The sequence below is a fragment of the Microbacterium sp. Z6_144 genome (assembly GCF_057197625.1).
Window position 1 is genome coordinate 802729 of the sequence record NZ_JBXVPT010000001.1, and the last position, 20209, is coordinate 822937.

The 20209-nt window shown below is 71.3% G+C and carries 19 protein-coding genes; 11 read left to right on the plus strand and 8 right to left on the minus strand.

All coding sequences use genetic code 11. The features are described from left to right. The first annotated feature begins 62 nt into the window (after positions 1-62). The 4 genes from AC2DGY_RS03905 (at position 63) to AC2DGY_RS03920 (ending at position 4660) form a co-directional block, all read left to right on the plus strand. The gene (locus AC2DGY_RS03905; RefSeq protein ID WP_484508389.1) at positions 63-1664 is read left to right on the plus strand and encodes a molybdopterin-dependent oxidoreductase; all 1602 of its coding nucleotides are present in this window, start codon (positions 63-65) and stop codon (positions 1662-1664) included. A 32-nt stretch (positions 1665-1696) separates the two neighbouring features. Continuing rightward, positions 1697-3490, plus strand: coding sequence for a gamma-glutamyltransferase family protein (locus AC2DGY_RS03910; protein ID WP_484508390.1), 1794 nt, complete (start codon positions 1697-1699; stop codon positions 3488-3490). Between the two features lie 122 nt (positions 3491-3612). After that, complete coding sequence (locus AC2DGY_RS03915; protein ID WP_484508391.1) at positions 3613-4068, plus strand: SRPBCC family protein; 456 nt, start codon at positions 3613-3615, stop codon at positions 4066-4068. A 97-nt stretch (positions 4069-4165) separates the two neighbouring features. Continuing rightward, positions 4166-4660, plus strand: a complete 495-nt coding sequence (locus AC2DGY_RS03920; RefSeq protein ID WP_484508392.1) for a GNAT family N-acetyltransferase — start codon at positions 4166-4168, stop codon at positions 4658-4660. 14 nt (positions 4661-4674) lie between these two features. On the opposite strand, the gene AC2DGY_RS03925 is transcribed toward AC2DGY_RS03920, so the two are convergent. Then, complete coding sequence (locus tag AC2DGY_RS03925; protein ID WP_484508393.1) at positions 4675-5562, minus strand: SMP-30/gluconolactonase/LRE family protein; 888 nt, start codon at positions 5560-5562, stop codon at positions 4675-4677. Next, positions 5552-7360 carry a glycoside hydrolase family 15 protein gene (locus tag AC2DGY_RS03930; protein ID WP_484508394.1) on the minus strand — a complete coding sequence of 603 codons (1809 nt, stop codon included), beginning with the start codon at positions 7358-7360 and terminating at the stop codon, positions 5552-5554. Before AC2DGY_RS03930 ends, AC2DGY_RS03925 begins: the two co-directional genes overlap by 11 nt. Before the next feature lie 169 nt (positions 7361-7529). Between AC2DGY_RS03930 and AC2DGY_RS03935 the strand changes: the two genes are divergently transcribed. Further along, complete coding sequence (locus AC2DGY_RS03935; protein WP_484508395.1) at positions 7530-8117, plus strand: Dps family protein; 588 nt, start codon at positions 7530-7532, stop codon at positions 8115-8117. 63 nt (positions 8118-8180) lie between these two features. After that, on the plus strand, positions 8181-9071 hold the full coding sequence (locus AC2DGY_RS03940) for an SDR family oxidoreductase (RefSeq protein ID WP_484508396.1): 891 nt from the start codon (positions 8181-8183) through the stop codon (positions 9069-9071). Between the two features lie 190 nt (positions 9072-9261). Here the strand turns inward: AC2DGY_RS03940 and AC2DGY_RS03945 are convergent, their stop codons facing one another. The 6 genes from AC2DGY_RS03945 to AC2DGY_RS03970 form a co-directional block, all read right to left on the minus strand. After that, positions 9262-10929: an MDR family MFS transporter gene (locus AC2DGY_RS03945; RefSeq protein ID WP_484508397.1), complete on the minus strand. Its 1668-nt coding sequence runs from the start codon at positions 10927-10929 to the stop codon at positions 9262-9264. Continuing rightward, a complete protein-coding gene (locus tag AC2DGY_RS03950) occupies positions 10926-11570 on the minus strand; it encodes a TetR/AcrR family transcriptional regulator (protein ID WP_484508398.1) in 645 nt (214 codons plus the stop codon). Before AC2DGY_RS03950 ends, AC2DGY_RS03945 begins: the two co-directional genes overlap by 4 nt. Before the next feature lie 115 nt (positions 11571-11685). Then, positions 11686-12825, minus strand: coding sequence for a cystathionine gamma-synthase (locus AC2DGY_RS03955; protein WP_484509973.1), 1140 nt, complete (start codon positions 12823-12825; stop codon positions 11686-11688). A 104-nt stretch (positions 12826-12929) separates the two neighbouring features. Then, complete coding sequence (locus AC2DGY_RS03960) at positions 12930-14282, minus strand: cystathionine beta-synthase (protein WP_484508399.1); 1353 nt, start codon at positions 14280-14282, stop codon at positions 12930-12932. Between the two features lie 153 nt (positions 14283-14435). Continuing rightward, positions 14436-14870: a Fe-S cluster assembly sulfur transfer protein SufU gene (sufU, locus tag AC2DGY_RS03965; protein WP_484508400.1), complete on the minus strand. Its 435-nt coding sequence runs from the start codon at positions 14868-14870 to the stop codon at positions 14436-14438. Next, positions 14867-16135 carry an aminotransferase class V-fold PLP-dependent enzyme gene (locus AC2DGY_RS03970; protein WP_484508401.1) on the minus strand — a complete coding sequence of 423 codons (1269 nt, stop codon included), beginning with the start codon at positions 16133-16135 and terminating at the stop codon, positions 14867-14869. The genes sufU and AC2DGY_RS03970 overlap by 4 nt, the downstream gene beginning before the upstream one ends. A 361-nt stretch (positions 16136-16496) precedes the next feature. Here AC2DGY_RS03970 and AC2DGY_RS03975 point away from each other — a divergent pair, with 361 nt between their 5' ends. The 5 genes from AC2DGY_RS03975 to AC2DGY_RS03995 are packed head-to-tail and all read left to right on the plus strand — an operon-like array spanning position 16497 to position 20169. After that, on the plus strand, positions 16497-17363 hold the full coding sequence (locus AC2DGY_RS03975) for a DUF2510 domain-containing protein (protein ID WP_484508402.1): 867 nt from the start codon (positions 16497-16499) through the stop codon (positions 17361-17363). Next, the gene (locus AC2DGY_RS03980) at positions 17360-18151 is read left to right on the plus strand and encodes a sulfite exporter TauE/SafE family protein (protein WP_484508403.1); all 792 of its coding nucleotides are present in this window, start codon (positions 17360-17362) and stop codon (positions 18149-18151) included. Before AC2DGY_RS03975 ends, AC2DGY_RS03980 begins: the two co-directional genes overlap by 4 nt. Before the next feature lie 38 nt (positions 18152-18189). Next, positions 18190-18636 (plus strand): FAS1-like dehydratase domain-containing protein, encoded by a 447-nt coding sequence (locus AC2DGY_RS03985; RefSeq protein ID WP_484508404.1) that lies wholly within the window; start codon positions 18190-18192, stop codon positions 18634-18636. Continuing rightward, entirely contained in the window at positions 18633-19028 is a 396-nt protein-coding gene (locus AC2DGY_RS03990; RefSeq protein ID WP_484508405.1) for a MaoC/PaaZ C-terminal domain-containing protein, read from the plus strand. Before AC2DGY_RS03985 ends, AC2DGY_RS03990 begins: the two co-directional genes overlap by 4 nt. Before the next feature lie 4 nt (positions 19029-19032). After that, the gene (locus AC2DGY_RS03995; protein WP_484508406.1) at positions 19033-20169 is read left to right on the plus strand and encodes a UDP-N-acetylmuramate dehydrogenase; all 1137 of its coding nucleotides are present in this window, start codon (positions 19033-19035) and stop codon (positions 20167-20169) included. Positions 20170-20209 lie beyond the last annotated feature (40 nt).

Here is a 20209-nt window from a genome sequence, read left to right on the forward strand (position 1 = left end):
AGAACGAGGAGCGGGCGCCGGAAACGGCGCCCGCTCCTCCGACCCCAGGAAGAGGGACCGGGATGAACCGGCGAAGCGTTCCGCGGCTGTGGATGTGGATGTGGGCAGGGGTGGTCGGTGCCATCAGTGCCGCCGTGGTGCTGGCCGTCAGCGAACTCGTGGCCCTGCTGGCCGCACGCGACGCGAGCCCGCTGCTGGCGGTCGGCTCCTTCGTCGTGGACGTGGTCCCGCGCCCGCTGAAAGAGTTCGCCATCGAGACCTTCGGTGCGGCGGACAAGATCGTCCTCCTGGCCGGGCTCGGGGTGGCCGCGACCGTCGCGGCCGCACTGGCGGGCATCCTCCAGCTGCTCCGCCCGCCCGTCGGCGCGATCGTCCTCGGCGCCGGTGCCGCCGTGGCCACCGCGGCCATCGTCACCCGATCCGGTGCCACCCTCCTCTCGTGGATCCCGCCGATCGTCGGCGGGATCGCCGGTATCGCCGTCCTGGTCCTCCTGACCGCGCGACTCCGCCGGTGGGCGACGGTGGCCGCCGCACGCCCTGCCGCAGCGGCCAACGACGAACCGCGCGACGACACGGCGGAGGACTCCGCCGTGCGGGTCGACCGCCGGTCGTTCTTCACGATCACGGCGCTGGTCGCCGCATCCGCCGTCGTGGTGGGGATCGGCGCCCGCGCCATCAACGCGGTCTCCAGTTCCGTGGCGGCCCTTCGCGACGCCGTGCGGCTGCCTTCGCCGCGCTCGCGGGTCGCCGTGCCGGCCGGCGCGGAACTCGACATCCCCGGGCTCACCCCCCTGTTCACCCCCAACGACGAGTTCTACCGGGTCGACACCGCCCTGACCGTCCCCGCCATCGACCCCGATCAGTGGCGCCTGGTCGTGGACGGGATGGTGTCGCGGCGGGTCGAGCTGACCTTCGCCGACCTTCTCGACATGGGGCTCGACGAATACGCCATCACCCTCACGTGCGTCTCCAACGAGGTGGGCGGAGAACTCGTGGGCAACGCCACGTGGCTCGGTGTTCCTCTTCGTGACATCCTGCAGATGGCGGGGCCCTCGTCCGACGCCGACATGCTGCTCTCCCGCAGCGTCGACGGGTACACCGCCAGCACCCCGCTCGCCGCGGTGACCGATCCCGGCATCGACGCCATCCTGGCCGTCGGGATGAACGGGGAGCCGCTGCCGCTGGAACATGGATTCCCGGTGCGGATGGTCGTGCCCGGACTGTACGGATACGTATCCGCCACGAAGTGGCTGACCGGGCTGACCGTGACGACATTCGCCCAGGATGAGGCGTACTGGACGCCCCGCGGCTACAGCGCCGAAGCGCCGATCAAATTCTCCTCCCGCGTGGACACGCCCAAGATCGGCGCGGCGTTACCGGCGGGACGCGTGCCGATCGCCGGGGTCGCCTGGGCGCAGACCGTCGGCATCCAGCGGGTCGAGGTCAGTATCGACGACGGCGCGTGGCAGGAGACGACGCTGTCGGTCCCGCTCAACGACGACACGTGGGTGCAGTGGGTCATGGAGTGGGACGCCACGCCCGGCACCCATTACCTCAGCGTGCGCGCCACCGACAAGAACGGCCAGCTGCAGATCGAGGAGTCCGCCCCGATCGCGCCGAACGGGTCGTCCGGCTGGCAGCGCACCCTCGTCACCGTCACCTAGGTCGCCCGGCCGTCACCGGCCAGAATGGGACGATGTCGTCTTCCCCCTGGACCCGCCCGGCGTCCTTCACCACCCGGCCCACCCTCACCGGCACGTACGGGATGACCGCCTCGACGCATTGGCTGGCCACCGGGACGGCTCAGAGCGTGCTCGAGCGCGGCGGCAACGCGTTCGATGCGGCAGTGGCTGGTTGCTTCGTCCTTCATGTCGCCGAGCCGCACCTGAACGGCCCGGCGGGCGACCTCGTCGGGCTGGTCGCCGCGGAGGGCACCGCTCCGCGTGTGCTGTCGGGCCAGGGGCCCGCTCCCGCCGCCGCGACCATCGCGCACTATCGCGGGCTGGGACTGGACACCGTACCCGGCGCCGGCGGCCTGGCCGCGGCCATCCCGGGTGCCTTTCCGGCTCTGCTCCTCCTCTTGCGCGAGTACGGCACATGGGAATTCGCCGATGTCGTGGCGTATGCGATCGAGTACGCCGACCACGGTGTGCCGGTGGTACCGAGCTGGGCGCGGACGGTCGGCGCGGTCGCCGACCTGTTCCGTGAGCACTGGCCCACGTCCGCGGCGCTGTGGATGCCGGACGGCCGGGTTCCCGCGGCAGGGGAGACGTTCCGCAACCCGCGCTGGGCCGACGCGCTGCGTCGGCTGTCCGCCGCATCCGCTGGGGGATCGTCGCGGGCCGAGCGCAGCGACGGGGTGCTCCGCGAATGGCGCGAGGGATTCGTCGCGGAGGAGCTCACCGCGTTCCTGCGCGAACCGCACCGGCACTCCGACGGTGGATCGTACGCCGGTGTCCTCAGCGCGGACGACCTGCGCGGGTATGACGCGGCCTGGGAGGAACCCGTCACGTACCGCTTCCGCGGAGTGGAGGTCGTCAAGGCGCCGGCCTGGGGTTCGGGACCCGTGCTGCTGCAGGCGCTCGCCATCCTCTCCGTCTTCCCCGACGACGCCCTCGACCCCTCCACCGCGCAGGGTGCCCACCTCGTGATCGAGGCGCTCAAGCTCGCGTTCGCCGACCGAGAGGCCTACTACGGCGAAGATGCCCGCGATGTGCTGGAGGTCGTGCTCAGCGACGATTACGCCCGCTCACGCGCCGCTCAGATCACGGACGCGGCCAGCCCCGAGTGGCGTCCGGGCACCATTGCGGGACGGGCGCCGTTCGTCCCTCCCCTGTTCACCCAGCCGTCCGCGCAGGGCGGCAGCGTGGGCGAGCCGACCGTGCGCGCGTCGGGGGAGACCCGTGGCGACACGTGTCACCTGGATGTCGTGGACGCTGCCGGCAACATCGCCAGCATCACCCCGTCCGGCGGCTGGCTGCAGTCGTCGCCGGCTGTGCCGGGGCTCGGGCTCGCGGCGGGCACGCGTCTGCAGATGACGTGGCTGGACGAGAGCGCCCCGGCCGCTCTCCGGCCCGGCGCGCGCCCGCGCACGACCCTCTCCCCGACGCTGCTGGTCCGCGGCGGGGCGGTGATCGAAGCGCTCGGCACACCGGGCGGTGACCAGCAGGACCAGTGGCAGCTGCCGTACCTGCTCCGCCGCATCCTGGGCGGGTACTCGGCCCAGGCGGCGATCGATGCCCCGGCCTTCCACACGACGCACCTCCCCAGCTCGTTCTGGCCGCGCGCGTGGGAGCCGCGGGGCGTCGTCGCGGAGGATCGCCTGGGCCCCGCGGTGACGGACGACCTGCGCTCCCGGGGCCACGACGTGACCGTTGTCGACGGCTGGTCGCTCGGGCGTCTTTCCGCGGTGTCGCGCGAGCCCGGCACCGGCGTCCTGTCGGCCGCGGCGAACCCTCGCGGCGCTGCCGGTTACGCCGCCGGCCGCTGACCTCGCCTCGCGCCCGCCCCGGCACCGGGATGAAACGGACGCGCGGGGCCGTTTGTCAATCCCTCCCCTTCGGCCACGGAACTGCGGTGGGCTGGAGGCAGTTGACCAACACGAGGAGTGACATGGTTCAGATCATCGAAACGATCGACGTCGACGTGCCCGTGAGCACGGCCTACAACCAGTGGACGCAGTTCGAGACGTTTCCGTCGTTCCTGGACGAGGTCGTGTCGATCGAGCAGCGCGACGCCACCCACCTGCACTGGAAGGTGAAGGTCGGCCCCGCCGAGCGCGAGTTCGACGCCGAAGTCACCGAGCAGCACCCCGACGAGCGCGTCGCGTGGCGCAGTGTCGGCGGGGAGACCGAGCACGCCGGAGTCGTGACCTTCCACAAGCTCACCGACACCTCCACGCGCGTGACCGTGCAGATCGACTGGGAGCCCGAGGGGCTCCTGGAGAAGGTCGGCTCGCTCGTGGGCGTCGGCCAGCACGCCGTCAAGAAGGATCTCAAGAACTTCAAGGAGTTCATCGAGAGCCGCGGCGCCGAGACCGGCCAGTGGCGCGAAGACGTCCCGCGCTGACATTCCCTGACCAACGGCGCCCCGGTTGTCGACGCTTCGGCACCGGGGCGCCGTGGTGTGTTTACTCGCGCGCGGATCGACACGGACGGAGGACACCATGAGCGGACAGGACACCGCTGAGCCCGAGGCGCGGGTGCGCCCCATCGAGGCGCGCGACGCGGGGGAGGTGTTGACGCTCCAGCGGGCGGCGTTCGTGTCGGAGGCCCTCATCTACGGCAGCGCCGACATGCCTCCGCTGACTCAGACGCTGGAAGAGGTCGAGGCCGAGTTGCAGGACAACCTCGGATGCGTCGCCCTGCAGGGCGAGCGCATGGTCGCCGCCGCCCGGGCGCGGCTCGACGGCGACCTGCTGCTCATCGGCCGCATCGCCGTGGCGCCCGACATCCAGGGTGCCGGGTTGGGCTCGTTGATCCTCCACGCCGTCGAAGACCGCGGCAGGAAGGCCGGCGCGACGGAATCCGAGCTGTTCACCGGCCGCCTGAGCGAAGCGAACCTCCGGCTGTACACGCGAGAGGGCTATCAGGAGACCGAGCGTGCCGGCGGCGAATCCGGCGAGGACCAGATCTTCCTCCGTAAGCGCCTCGTGACCTGACGACGGCCGTTTCCCTAGCGGCTCGAACCGCCGCTGCCGAAGACATGCACCGGACGACCCTGCGCGAGACCCTCGACGGCGAACAGCGAACCGCTGAGCGGTGCAGCCGCGAGCTGATCGTCGGTCATGTTCTCCCGCGCAGTGCCGATGAACAGCGTGCGGTGCTCGGGATCGCCGAAGGCCACGGAGGTGACCCGGGGGGCGGGGACGGCGACGCTCCCCACCGGCTGTCCGTCCGGACTCCACTGCACGACTTCGCCGTCGCCGTAGATGCCGTTCCAGAACGACCCTGTCGTGTCCATCGCGATGCCGTCGGAGTCGCGTCCGCGCAGATACGGCTCGAGGTCGCCGAGCGGATCCTTGCCCGGGCCGTAGGAGGCACGGTAGACGGTCTGCGTCTCGGTGTCGGTGACGTACATGACGTCGCCGGAGTGGGACCATTCCATCCCGTTCGGGATGGTGAAGCCGTCGTGCAGCATCCATGCCTCACCGTCGGCGGTGAAGATGTAGACGGCGCCGTTCGGCTCGCCCGCGCCATCCATGGAACCGACGACGAAACGCCCGAACGGGTCGACCTTGCCCTCGTTGAAACGCGACTCGCGATGGGCGTGCCGCACGTGCGCGATCGTCCGCCCGAGCGTTCCGTCGGGGTAGAGCTCGACGATGCGGTCCTTCAGCGCGGCCACGTAGCCGCCGCCGGCCGCAGGCTGGACGGCGCTGACCGGAGCGGGAAGGGCGCTGACGCGATCCTCCGACCCGTCGACCGGGCCGTCCAGGCGCGCGCGGTGGAACGTCCCCGCCTCGATGTCCACCCATGCCAATTCTTCGGTGCGTTCGTCCCAGAAGATGCTCTCGGGGACCACGGACTGCAGCTGACGGAACAGACGGGGTTCAGCGTTCATCGAGCACCTCCGGGGGGACGAGATCGCGGATGGTCAGGGCGGCGCTCACCACGGCGAGGTGACTGAGCGCCTGCGGCACGTTGCCCCAGAAGCCGCCGTCGTGCTCGGAGATCATCTCGGCGAAGATGCCGACGTCGTTCGCGCGCGCGACCAGGTCGTCCATCGCCGCGACGGCCTCCTCGTGCCGGCCGATGCACGCCAGGGCCGACACCCGCCAGAACGCCGAGGCGACGAACGTGTGCTCCTCCTGATCCATCCCGGTGTAGCGGTACAGCAGTGCCCCGGCGCTCAGGTCGCGTGTGATGGCGTCGATGGTGGCGGCCATGCGCTCGCCGCGGTCGAAGCCGCTCTCGGCATGCAGCAGCACGGAGGTGTCGAGGTCGGTCGTCCCGGGGTACATGACGTAGCTTCCCGCCGCCTCCGACCAGCCGTATCGCCCGATCCACTGCGCGATCCGGTCGCGTTCGGAGCGCCAGCGGTCGGGGCTTCCCGGTATGGCGTCGCGCTCGGCAAGGAAGACCGCGTCGTTGAGCGCCTGCCAGCATCCCATCTTCGACGACGTGTAATGGCGGACGGTGGGAAGCTCCCACATCCCCGAATCCGGCTGACGCCACAGATCGCACGTGCGATCGGCCATGGCCGCGAGCGACCGACCCGTCGCGACGTCGAGGATGTTTCCCCCGTCGACGTACGTGCGACAGATGGCGAAGAGGTCGCCGTAGACGCCGAGCTGAAGCTGCGCGCGGGCCGGGTTGCCGGTGACCACCGGGCCGATGCCCTGCCAGCCGTCGACGTCGTACTCCACGGTACCGTCGGTGACCTCGCCGCGCAGCGAATAGAACACGTGCAGCTCGGGGCCGTTGCGCCGGATGGTCTGCAGCAGCCACGAGATGGCGGCATGCGTCTCCTCGCGAAGCCCGAACCTCACCAGAGCGTGGGTGGTGTACGCCAGGTCGCGCACCCACGCGAAGCGGTAGTCCCAGTTCTTGCCGCCGCCGGCGCTCTCGGGCAGGGAGGTGGTGGCAGCGGCGGCGATGGCGCCGGTGGGGGCGTAGACGAGGAGCTTGAGCGCCAGGGCGCTGCGCTGCACGGCCGCCTGCCACGGTCCCTCGTAGGAGAACTCTCGAGACCATGCGCGCCAGGCGTCGATGGTGCGGTCGATCCCTCGCTGCACGTTGCCCGGGTCGGGCAGATGCAGCGGCTCGCCGTCGGTGGCCACGAGGATCAGAACGGCCGACGAGTCGGGGGCCGTCGTGAAGGAGCCGTGCATGGCGGGACCGGCGTCGCCGTCGCGTTCGGCGTGCGGGGTGCCGAACCCCTCACCCACCACGGCCAGGGAGATGTCGCCGGCCCGCAGGATCGCGACCCCCTCCCGCTCCTCGATCCACGGAGCCGCCGTCTGCAGACGCGTCCCGGGCTGGATGCGCCACTGGAAGCGCACGCGGCCCTCGACGCCCTCGATCCGCCGGGCGAGCTCCGCCCACGGCAGGCGCCCGGCGACGCCGGTGACCATCGCATCCGTCACGCGGGCACGCCCGGACGCGGTGATGAATGTCGTCTCCAGCACGTTGGTGCTCGGGATGTAGCGGCGCTGGACCGAGTACTCCGCATCCGGGGCCAGCTCGATGCGTCCGCCGGTGTGATCATCCAGGAGCCCGGCGAACACCGGCACCGAATCGAGGTGGGGGAGCGGCAGCCAGTCGATCTGCCCCCGTCGCCCCACCAGCGCGACCGTACGGCCGTCGCCGATCGGCGCATACTCGCGCAGGTCGGCGTGCCGGGACGGAGAGGAGGGCATGCAGCCACGGTAGGGAACGCGCGGGCTCCCGGGCGCCGGGGTTGCGCGCGCCACGCGCGGGCAGTAGGGCCGCATAGCAACGGGGAACGGCACCGACAAGCCCCGGCCACCTGGCTCGCTCCCCGCGTAGCGTCGCATACGTCTCGTTCCCGACTGCAAGGAGAACACCATGGCCACCACGACCGAAAAGGCCGCCGCACCCGCCAAGGACGCCCCCACCCGCAACCGCCGCCGCCCGGCGCGCGGCGGCTCCGGCGCCGGCTTGACCAAGGAGGAGAACGCCGAGCACGGCTTCACCGCGTCCGCCGATCTGAGCGAGAACCTGCAGAAGGTGCTCGTCGACCTCATCGAGCTGTCGATCCAGGGCAAGCAGGCGCACTGGAACGTCGTCGGCCGGAACTTCCGCGACACCCATCTGCAGCTGGACGAGGTCATCGAGTCCGCGCGCGAGTTCAGCGACACCGTCGCCGAGCGCATGCGTTCGCTGCACGCCCTGCCCGACGGTCGCAGCGACACCGTCGCCGAGACGACGACCCTGCCGGAGTTCCCGCAGGGCGAGATCGACACGGCCGAAGTGATCGACCTCATCACCGAGCGTCTGGATGCGGTCACGACGACGTGCCGCGAGGTGCACGACGACGTGGATGAGGAAGACCCCACCAGCGCCGACATCCTCCACGCCGTCCTGGAGCGCCTCGAGCAGCTGTCGTGGATGGTCAGCGCCGAGAACCGCACGCCCTCGACCCGCAAGGCCTAGCCGCCGAGGTGCCCCGCCGCAACCCCCGCGGCGGGGCCGCCTCCCGCTCCTAGCGTGGCGGGCATGGCTGACATGTACACCGCCCAGGACCCCACGACGCAGTACCCCCGCCCCCCGTTCCCCCCGCAGCAGCAGTCGGGCCCGGGCGACATCCACAAGATGGACCCGGCTCCCGACCACGGCGAGAGCACCTACATCGGGCTCGGCCGGCTGCCCGGGCGGAAGGCCCTGATCACCGGCGCGGACTCCGGCATCGGGCGAGCCATCGCGATCGCCTACGCCCGCGAGGGCGCCGACGTCGCCCTCAGCTACCTGCCCGAGGAGCAGTCCCAGGCCGAGGAGGTGGCCGCGCTCATCGAGAAGGAGGGGCGCACCGCCGTGCTGCTGCCCGGTGACCTCCAGGTGGAGCAGACCAACGTGGACGTCGTCGAGAAGGCCGTCGACGGACTCGGGGGCCTGGACATCCTCGTCATCAACGCCGGCACGATGCCCACGGTGGACAGCATCGACGATTTCGAGACGAAGACACTCGACCACGTCGTGAAGGCCAACATCTATCCGCTGTTCTGGCTCACGAAGGCCGCGTCGCCGCACCTGAAGCCCGGCGCGGCGATCATCACCACCTCGAGCATCCAGGGCTTCCAGCCGTCGCCCTCGCTCGCGGAGTACGCGGTGTCGAAGGCGGGCATCGCGAACTGGACCCGGGCCCTCTCGCAGCAGCTCATCGAGCGCGGCATCCGCGTCAACGGCGTTGCGCCGGGGCCGGTGTGGACGCCGCTGCAGCCGGCGTTCGTGCCCAACGAGAAGATCGAGGAGTTCGGCTCGGAGACGCCGATCGGCCGGGCCGCTCAGCCCGTCGAGCTCGCCCCCGCGTTCGTCTTCCTCGCTTCGCAGGAGGCCAGCTACATCATCGGCGAGACCATCGCAGTGACGGGCGGCATGCCGGTGCACTAGCCATGCGGCAGCGGTCCGGCGGCGGCCGGCGGTGGCCGGACCGGTCGCCTGAGCCTCCGAGCCCGTTCAGAATTCAGGAGATTCCGGCGCTCGGCGGCCCTTCCGGCGTCGGGCTCCGGCGTGTCTCCTGAGTTGTGAACGTGTGGCGGCCGGGGAGCCGCCGGCGCTCAGCGCCCGTTCGGGCGTCGGGCTACGGCGTGTCTCCGGAATTCCGCGCGTTGCGGCGGGAGGAAACGACCTTGGCGGTGGCGCGCTGCTCGGCCTCGAGCCGCTCGGCCTCCGCGCCGCCGATGGCTTCGCCGCGTGCGACGAGCCCGGCGACATCCGAGAGCGGGATCTGCCTGAGGAAGAGCGCGAGGATGAGCGCGATGGCGATGAACGGGATGAGGTACCAGAACACCGGCGCCAGCGCGTCGGCGTAGGCGGTGACCACGCCCTCGCGGACGGGCTCGGGCAGAGCGTTCAAGGTGGCCGGATCGATGGTGGCGGTCGCCTGGCCGGCTTGGGCGGCGGATGCCCCGGCGTCGGTGAAGACCGCCGTGAGGTTCTCGGTGAGGCGGGTGGTGAACAGCGTCCCGAAGACGGCCGTGCCGAGGGCCGCGCCCACCTCGCGGAAGTAGTTGTTCGTGCTGGTGGCGGTGCCGATGTCGGCGGCGGGAACCGCGTTCTGCACGACCAGCACGACCACCTGCATGATGAGGCCGAGACCCGCCCCGAACACGAACAGATACACGCAGATGAGCCAGATCGGGGTGGATGCGGCGAGGGTCGTCATCGCGGCCATGGCGGCGCCGGTCACGATCGTGCCGAGGATGGGGAAGAGCTTGTACCGTCCCGTGCGCGTGATGAGGAGCCCCGAGACGATCGAGGTGCCCAGGAGCCCCACCATCATCGGCAGCATCAGGAGGCCGGACTCGGCAGCGGACGTGCGCGAGGACATCTGCAGGAACGTCGGGATGAACCCGATGGCGGCGAACATGCTGATACCCAGCGCCAGGCCGATCGCGGTCGCGTTCACGAACACGGGGTTGCGGAACATCGATAGCGGCATGATCGGATCCGCCGCGCGCGACTCCGTGAAGATGAACAGCGCAGCGGACACGACGAGTCCGAGACACCAGGCCCACGTGGCCATCGACTCCCAGCCGAAGTCGGAGTCGCCGCCGAAGTCGGTGAAGAAGATCAGGCACGTCGTGGCGGCGGAGAGGAACAGCACGCCCAGCCAGTCGATCGGCTTGTCCGCCTTCTTGTCCGGCAGGCGCAGGGCGAACACGGCGATCAGGAACGCGATGATGCCGACGGGGATGTTGATGTAGAACGCCCACTGCCAGGTCATGTGGTCGACGAAGAAACCGCCCAGGAGGGGGCCCGCGACCGCGGAGAGACCGAAGATGCCGCCGAGCGGTCCGAGGTACTTGCCGCGCTCGGAGGCGGGCACGATGTCGGCGATGATCGCCTGCGAGAGGATGATGAGGCCGCCGCCGCCGAGTCCCTGGATGGCGCGGAAGGTGACGAACATCCAGAAGTCGGTCGCGAAGGCACAGGCCACCGAGGCGAGCGTGAAGATCGCGATCGCGATCATGAACAGGCGCCGGCGACCGAGGATGTCGCCGAACTTGCCGTAGACGGGCATGACGATCGTGGTCGCGAGGATGTAGGCCGTCGTGATCCACACCTGATGCGACACCCCGCCGAGCTCTCCCACGATCGTCGGCATCGCGGTCGAGACGATCGTCTGGTCGAGGCTGGCCAGCAGCATCCCGGCGATGAGCGCCGAGAAGATGATCCAGATGCGTCGCTGGGTCAGCAGGAGCGGTGCCGCGCCCGGCGGCGTGGTGGCGGTGGGAGAGGTGGTCATGGGCGTCCTGTCGGGGCGTGCTGATCGGTGAACAGTTCGTTGGCGGCGGTGAGGCGCCGCGAGAAGATCTGGGCGAAGGTGTCTGTGTTGGTCGGTTGGAGCAGTTCGTCGGCGGTCGCACGCGACAGCGCGGCGAAGATCTGCGCGGCGGCCACCGCCCGGAGATCCCCGTCGGCGAGTCCTTCGCGGAGGGCGATCAGCCGGGCATCGTCCTGCTCGCGCTCGTGGACGAGTGCCACGAGTCGGGCGAGGAGTCTCGGCTCGCGTTCGACGGCCGCGCCGAGGTCGGCGATGGTCTCCGGGGCGGTGTCCATGGTGTGCCAGCGCGCGTCGGCGAGGTCGACGAGGTCGGAGAGCAGGGTGGGGGAGATCGCTGTGCCCGCGGGGCGCTGGGCCCCCGCATCCAGGAAGCGCCTGACCGCCTCGACGTCTTCGCGTTCGAGGGGAATGCCCAGGACGGCGTCTTCCTTCGAGGCGAAGTAGTTGAAGAACGTGCGGCGGGAGATCCCCACCTCGGTGCACAGCTGCTCGATGGTGAAGCCCGCCAGGCCACTCGCCGCGGTGACCCGCCGCGCCGCCGTCATGAGCTGGCGCGTCGTCTCCGCCCGCTGCCGCCCGCGCAGGCCGGTTGCACTATCCATCACAAAGTGCAGTATTGCACTCGCGCGGCGTTAGTGCAAAATGCCCCCAGTCGAGTCGCCACGAAACGCGCGAAATGCCGCCCGCAGCGCACGGATTGTGGCGAGTCGACGGGGGTTAGAGGGTTTCGAGGGCCTGGGCCACGTCGGCGCGGAGATCATCGAGTGCCTCGATGCCCACCGAGAGGCGCACGACCTCGGGCGGCACGGCCAGCTCGGTCCCGCGCACCGATGCGTGGGTCATCTCGTCGGGGTAGTTCACGAGCGACTCCACACCGCCCAGCGACTCCGCGAGCTGGAACAGGCGCAGGGATTCCGCGAAGCGGCGGGCGGATGCGGCGTCCGCGAGCGCGACCGAGACGATGCCGCCGAAGGCCGACATCTGGGCCGCGGCGATCTCGTGACCGGGGTGCGCGCGGAGCCCGGGGTAGTAGACACGCGTGACCCGGTCGTGCCCGGCGAGGAACTCCGCCAGTGCCTGCGCGTTCTCACTGTGCCGCTGCATCCGGAGCCCCAGGGTCTTGATGCCGCGGGAGGTCAGCCAGGCGTCCATGGGTCCCGAGACGGCGCCGGCGGCGAACTGCAGGAACCGCACCTTCTCCGCCAGCTCGTCGTCGTCGAGGATGAGCGCGCCGCCGACGACATCGGAGTGGCCCCCCAGGTACTTCGTGGTCGAGTGCACGACCACGTCGGCGCCGTGGGCGAGCGGACGCTGCAGCGCCGGGGAGGCGAAGGTGTTGTCGACGACGACGAGAGCGCCGGAGTCGTGACCCCGCCGCGCGAGCCCGGCGATGTCGGTCACGCGCAGCAGCGGGTTGCTCGGCGTCTCGACCCACAGGATCTGGGGCGGGCGCTCGGCGAGGGCACGCGAGACTGCGTCGAGGTCGCTCATGTCGACCACGCGCAGCGTGATGCCCCACGGGCCGAGGATGCGGGCCAGGAGCCGATACGTCCCGCCGTACACGTCATTGCCGAGCAGCACCTCGTCGCCGGGCTGCAGTGCCGCCCGCAGCAGCGCGTCCTCGGCGGCGAGCCCGGAGGCGAACGACAGCCCGTGCCGGCCCCCCTCGAGTGCGGCCAGCTGCTCCTCGAGGGCGGTGCGCGTGGGGTTGCCGCTGCGGCCGTACTCGTACCCCGCGCGGAGGTTGCCGATGCCGTCCTGGACGTAGGTGGTCGAGAAATGCACGGGCGGGATCACGGCGCCGGTGCCGGGGTCGGCCGACTGCCCGGCGTGGACGGCCAGGCTGTCGAACGCCAGTCCCTCGCCGGCCGAAGCGAAGGCCGAGGCGTCGGACGCCGGGCCGTCGGGGGCAAGCCCGTCGGCGGCCGATCCGTCGGAGGAATGTGCGGCGGAATCGGCGGTCACGAGGAGGCTCCTTCAGGGGCGGGGGAGAGATCGGCGGGAGTCAGGACCGCCACCGGGCGGCCGGCGCTGGTGACGAGCACGGCATCGGCGGTCTCGAGAAGGGCGCGGGCCTCGTTCTCGGGCGTCCCGACACCCACGAGCGGGAGCGGGTCGCCGGCGAGGTCGGCGACGGGGGTGCCGGGGGATGCGGCGCGCAGGGTGCTCTCGCGAACCGCGCCGGACACCTCGCCGAGGACGGGGTCGGCTGCGGATGCCACGGGCGCGGCCGGCACGCCGCCCCGGTGCAGCGCCGTCAGAGCATCCGCGGCCGTCATGGACGGGGTGACCACGGGGAGAACCCGGTCACCGCGTTCGGCGAGCAGATCGGCGACCGTGCGGCCGGGCGCGGCCGGGTCGACGGCGAACCCGTGCGCCAGCATCCACGAGTCGTTGAAGACCTTGGCGAGGTACCCGCGCCCGGAGTCGGGAAGGAGCACCACGACGACCGCGTCGGCGGGGAGGTCGCGCGCGACACGGAGGGCGGCGGCGACGGCCATTCCGCTCGACCCGCCCACGAGGAGGCCCTCCTCGCGGGCGAGACGACGGGTCATCGCGAACGCTTCGCCGTCGTCCACTGCCTCGACGGCGTCCACGACGGCGGGATCGTACGCGCCGGGCCAGAAGTCTTCGCCGACGCCCTCGACGAAGTAGGGCCGCCCCGTCCCGCCGGAGTAGACCGACCCTTCCGGATCGGCCCCGATGATGCGGACGGCCCCGCCCGAGACCTCCCGGAGGAAGCGACCCGTGCCGCTGATGGTGCCGCCGGTGCCGACGCCCGTGACGAAGTGCGTGATGGCCCCGTCGGTGTCGCGCCAGATCTCCGGCCCGGTCGTCTCGTAGTGACTGAGCGGTCCGTTGGGGTTGTCGTACTGGTTCGGCATGAAGGCGCCGGGCGTCTCGGCCACGATGCGCCGCGACACGCTGTAGTAGGAGCGCGGGTCATCGGGAGCCACCGCGGTGGGAGCCACGACGACCTCCGCGCCGTACGCGCGGAGCACCGCGCGCTTGTCGTCGGCCACCTTGTCGGGCACGACGAAGACGCAGCGATATCCGCGCTGCTGGGCGAAGAGCGCGAGGCCCACGCCGGTGTTGCCGCTCGTCGGCTCGACGATGGTGCCGCCGGGCCGGAGCGCTCCGCTGCGCTCGGCCGCGTCGATGATGTTCGCCGCGATGCGGTCTTTCGAAGAGCCACCGGGATTGACGAACTCGATCTTCGCCAGGACCGTGGCGGCGATGCCCTCGGTGACACGGTTCAGACGGACGAGGGGGGTGTTGCCGATCAGGTCGGTCACGCTCGAGGCGTAGCGCACGGGTGCAATCCTTCGGTGTGCCGCGCGTCGGCGCGGGCGCTGTCAGTGGTCGTCGGAGAGAGAGCGAACGCGCTCAGCGACAACAACGACAGGTCTGCACGGCACCAGTGTATCGGCGGCGCGGCCGGCCGCAACCCGGCCCCGTGCGGCGGGCTACGCGGTGGTGCGCAGGCACGCTTCCAGCGCCACCCACGGCAGCATCGCGCACTTGACCCGGGTGACCAGTCGGGCGACGCCTTCGAACGCCGCCGCATCCCCGAGGCTCTCGGCGGGCTCCACGGTCCCGCCCCCGCGCATGAGCGCACGGAAGTCCTGGATCAGCGCGCCGGCCTCCTCGCGGGTCGCGCCGGTGGCGAGGTCGGACATGATCGACGACGACGCCGTCGAGATGCTGCACCCGTGCCCCTCCCAGGCGAGCGCGTCGATCCGCCCGTCGGGGGTCACCGTGATCCCCAGCGTGATCTCATCGCCGCACGTGGGGTTCAGCTCGTGGTGGGTGTGCGCGAACCCCGACACGTCGCCGCGCCCGATCGGGCGCCGGCTGTGGTCGAGGATGACCTCGCGGTAGAGGTCGCCGAGGTCGCTCATCGGTCGGCTCCGAAGAACGCGCGGACATCCCCGAGGGCCTCGCCGAGCGCCGCGATCTCGTCGTCGGTCGTGTACACGTACGCGCTGGCGCGGGTCGTCGCGGGCGTGCCGAGCCGGCGGTGCAGCGGTTGGGCGCAGTGATGGCCGGTGCGTACGGTGATGCCGCGATCATCGAGGAACTGGCCGACATCGTGCGGGTGCACGCCGTCCACCACGAAGCTGACGAGTGCCGCTCGCTCCTCGCCCGCCGCCGGCCCGACGATGCGGACGGCGGGGATGCGGGCGACGGTGTCGACGAGCGACTGCGCGAGGTCGTGCTCGCGCGCCGCAACGGCCTCCATGCCGAGATCCGTGAGGTAGTCCACGGCCGCGGCGAACCCGACGGCCTGCACCACCGGCTGCGTGCCCGGCTCGAAGCGGTGCGGAGGGGGCAGGAACTCGGCGCTGTCGAAGGTGACCGTCGTGATGGCCGAGCCGCCCGTGCGCCCGGGCGGCAGCGCGGCGAGAAGATCGGCGCGCCCGTACAGCGCACCGATGCCGGTCGGCCCGAGCATCTTGTGCGCCGAGAACGCCGCCAGGTCGACCCCCAGTGCGCGCAGGTCCAGCGGCCGGTGCGGCGCGGACTGGCACGCGTCGAGGAACGTCAGTGCGCCCCGGCTGCGGGCCAGCGCCACGACGTCCTCGACGGGGGCGATGAAGCCGGTGACGTTCGACACGTGCGCGAACGCGATGAGGCGCGTGCGCTCGGACACGACAGCGGCCATCCCGTCGATGTTCCAGAGGCCCTCGTCGTCCACGGGTACGGCGCGCAGCACCGCGCCCGTGCGAGCGGCCAGGCGCTGCCACGGCACGAGGTTGGCGTGGTGCTCGGCGAGGGGGATCACGATCTCGTCGCCGGGATGCAGCACCGCGGGGCCGTCGCCGCCGTGGAGCGCCGCATCCGTCAGCGACCAGGTGGCGAGGTTGATGGCATCCGTGGCGTTCTCGGTCCAGACGATCTCGTCCTCCCCGGCGCCGACGAAGCGCGCGACGCGCGAGCGGGCGGACTCGAACGCGGTGGTCGCAGCGCCCGTCGCTGCGCTGGAACCGCGGTGCACCGCCGCGTAGGCGGTCTCGGCGAAGTGCCGCTGTGCGTCGAGGGCCGACACCGGCTGCTGCGAGGTCGCGGCGGAGTCGAGGTAGATCTGTCCCGAGCGGCGCTGCACGAACGGGAAGTCGGCGCGCACGTCCGGAAGGGTGGGCGCCGTGGCGCGTGACGTGGTCATGGTTCCTCCTGGCCCGCCGAACGGGCATCCTCCAGTGTCCTCCGATCCGGCGGCGCGCGGGCGCTTACCAGAGCGCGGATCCCGACGTCAAGCCGCAAACCGCTCGTGCGAGGCCGAGATACGTTCAGTGCGTTCCACCCTCGCGGAGGCCGCGTAGACCGGTGTTCGGGTCACCGTCTGGTCGGCGTCGCGGGGAAGACGACCCCCGGTGGGCTGAGGCTTCCGCTTCCCGGGGGTCGTGATCTTCTTGCGGGCCGAGGGGCATACTCGCCACCGGTATCGCGGGTGCTTCGGCGCGCGCGACGCGGCGATAGTGTGAACGCGCGGAGCATTCCGCTCCCCGAGCCGAAACGAGACGGTCATGAGCACGACACCCCCGGGCTGGTACGACGACGGCCACGGTGCGCTGCGGTGGTGGGACGGTGCCTCGTGGACCGAGCACGTGCACGTGGTCGATGAGGCACCCCCGGCTGCGGAGGCTTCGCCGTCGTCGAGCGCGGCCGAGGTCCCTGCCGCGGAACTGCCCGTGACCCCCGACGCGCCCGAGAGCGCCACGCCGGGGCCCGAGAGCGCCACGCCGGGGCCCGAGGCCGCGGATGCATCCGCACCGGCGCCGACGTACCCGCCGCAGTACCCCGGTGCGCCCGGCGTCGCCGGTGCGCCCGGGACTCCGGGCTACCCCGCGCAGCCCGGTTCGCCTGCCCCGGATGCCCCGAAGCAGAAGTCCAAGCTGTGGATCCTGTGGGCGGTCCTCGGCGGAGTCGTCCTGCTCCTCATCGTGCTGGCTGCCCTGCTCATCCCGCTCATCGTCGGCTTGTTCACCTCGAATACCGCCGGTGGCAGCGGCGGCGGCGGACCCGAGGAAACGCGCGCCGTTGCCGCCGTCGAGCTGTACGACGACGCGTGGGACGACGCCGACTGCGATGCCTACTTCGCCTCGACGACGGAGGAGTACCGCCAGGGCTTCGGCCTGACCGATTGCGCCGCGTTCGAGGCCGATGCCCAGGACTTCGGCGACTTCACCGACGAGTACGAGCTGGAGGTGACCGGCGTCGAGGTGATCGACGAGGAGCGCATCGAGGTCGTGACGCTCGAGACGTACCAGCAGCTGTACGACGAGACCGGCGAGCTGCTCGACGAGCCTCAGCCGGTAGAGGAATCGCTGCGCTACGTGCTCGTACCCGAGGGCGACCGCTGGGTCATCGACAGTCTCGACTCCAACGAATGAGCCAGGCTCTCCCGGCGCGCGGCGCGCGCTTCGTCCTCCCGTGCGTGGCCATCGGGCTGCTCGCCGGCCTCATGTCGGGCCTGTTCGGCGTGGGCGGCGGGACCGTCATCGTGCCTCTCCTGGTCCTCCTCCTCGGCTTTGACCAGCGCCGTGCGGCCGGCACCTCGCTCGCCGCGATCGTTCCGACCGCCACGGTGGGTGTCATCTCCTATGCCGTGTCGGGGTCGGTCGCGTGGATCCCCGCTCTGATCCTCGCCGCCGGTGCCGTCGTGGGTGCGCAGGTGGGTACCTGGTTGCTTCCCCGGGTGTCGCAGATCGCGCTGCGGTGGGGCTTCATCGGGTTCCTCGCCGTGGTGATCGTGAGCCTGTTCTTCATCATCCCCTCCCGTGAGGCGGTGCTCGATCTCAACTGGCTCACCATCCCGGGCCTGGCCGTGCTCGGCCTCATCACCGGCGTCCTCGCCGGTCTCCTCGGCGTCGGCGGCGGCATCATCGTCGTCCCCGCCCTGCTGCTGCTGTTCGGCACCAGCGACCTGGAGGCGAAGGGGACCTCGCTCCTCATGATGATCCCCACCGCCATCTCGGGAACCATCGGCAATCTCCGCCGCGGCAACGTCGACCTCCGTGCTGCGGCCGTCGTGGGCCTCGCCGCGTGCACGACGACCGCGCTGGGCGCGTGGCTGGCCACCGTCGTCGACCCCTTCGTCGGCAACGTGCTGTTCGCCGCGTTCCTCGTCTTCATCGCCGTGCAGATGGCGCTGCGGGCGATCCGCGCGGCCAAGCGCTGACAGCGGGCGGGGAGGCGCCGCCTCGGTAGGATGGCACGGTGCCCGTCAATCCCGAGCTCGTCGGTCGAACCTTCCCCGCGACCGCGCCGTACCTCGTCGGCCGGGAGAAGGTGCGCGAGTTCGCGCGTGCCGTCTTCGCCGATGCGCCGCTGCACACCGACCCGGAGGCGGCCCGCGCACTGGGTTACGCCGATGTGGTCGCGCCGCCGACCTTCGCGATGGTGATCCAGGACCTCACGCTGCAGCTGCTGCTGGCCGAGCCGGACTCTGGCATCGAGCTGGCCCGCACCATCCACGCCGAACAGCGCTTCCGCTACACCCGGCCGATCGTCGCCGGCGACGAGCTGACCGCATCCCTCACCGTCAGCGGCATCCGGGCGCTCGGGGGCAACGCCATGGTCACCAGCGAGGCCGAGATCCGGGATGCGGCGGGCGAGCACGTCGTGACTGCGACATCGGTGCTCGTGGTCGGGCAGGCGTCATGACCGCCGTGGGAGATGTCGTCGCCGAGCGCTCGGTGCACCTGACCCGAGAGTCCCTCGTGCGCTACGCCGGCGCATCCGGGGACTTCAACCCCATCCACTACCGCGACGACATCGCCGCCGAGGTGGGGCTGGCGGGGGTGCTCGCGCATGGGATGCTGACGATGGGCGTCGCCGTGGGCGCTCTGGGCGAGTGGCTCGGCGACACCGGCCGCATCCTGGAGTACGGCGTGCGGTTCACCCGGCCCGTCGTGGTCGACCCCCGAACCGGCGCCGACCTGCACATCGTGGCGAAGATCGGTGCGGTCGAGGACGACGTCCTGCGCATCGACCTGACGGTCACGCACGCCGACACCACCGTCCTGGGTAAGGCCCAGGTGCGCGTGCGCGCCTGAGTCCATGCCCGAACTCGACCCGATCCCCCTCGCGCAGCTGACGACGCTGCGCACCGGCGGTGCGCCCGAGCGGCTCGTGGAAGCCTCGACGACGCACGAGCTCGTCCAGACGTTGCGGACGCTGTGGGCGGAGGGCGAACCCTGGCTGGTCGTGGGCGGCGGCTCCAACCTCTTCGCCGGGGACGAGGCGTTCGAGGGCACCGTCGTCCTCGTGCGCACCCGGGGCGTGGAGCGGTTGCCCGGGTCGGGCCCGGGAACGGTGCGCCTGCGCGTGCAGGCCGGACACGACTGGGACGATCTCGTCGCGTACACGGTGGCGGAAGGGTTGGCCGGCATCGAGGCGATGTCGGGGATCCCGGGAACCGTCGGGGCGGCCCCCGTGCAGAACGTCGGGGCGTACGGGCAGGAGATCGTCCAGAGCCTTGTGGAGGTCGAGCTCCTCGACGAAGCCACCGGGGACATCTCGACCGTCCCCGCCGCCGAGCTCGGCCTCGGGTTCCGCACGTCCGTGCTCAAACAGCACTACGCCTCCGCGCCGGCGCGTTCGGCGGTCATCCTCACCGTCACCCTCGAACTGCAGGAGGCCGGGGCGGGCGAACGAGTCGTGCCCGGGGAGCAGCTGCGCTCGGCGCTGCGGCTCGACCCCGGTGCATCCGTGTCGCTCCAGCACATCCGCGACGAGGTCCTGACCATCCGCGGCCGCAAGGGCATGGTGCTGGCGCCGGACGATCCCGACACCTGGAGCGCCGGGTCGTTCTTCCAGAACGCCATCGTGTCCGCCGGCTTCGCCCGCACCCTTCCCCCCGAGTGCCCGCGATGGCCGGTGGCTCCCGAGCTGAACACCGTCGTGGTGATCCCGCTCGCCGAGTTCACCGGGATCGTGCCGCCCGCGGCAGCGGCCTCGCCGGATGTGAAGGTGAGCGCGGCGTGGCTGATCGAGCATTCGGGCCTCGGGAGGGGATTCGCGCTGCCCGGGTCGCGGGCGGCCCTGTCGACCAAGCACACCCTCGCCCTCACGAACCGTGGTGGGGCGACGGCGAGCGAGATCGCCGAACTCGCGCGGTTCGTGCAGCAGCGCGTGCAGGCCGAGTTCGGGCTGATCCTCCAGCCCGAACCGGTGCTGGTGGGCGTCGAGCTCTAGCCCCCTCCCGTCGACTCGCCGGAAAACGTCGGGTTTTCGC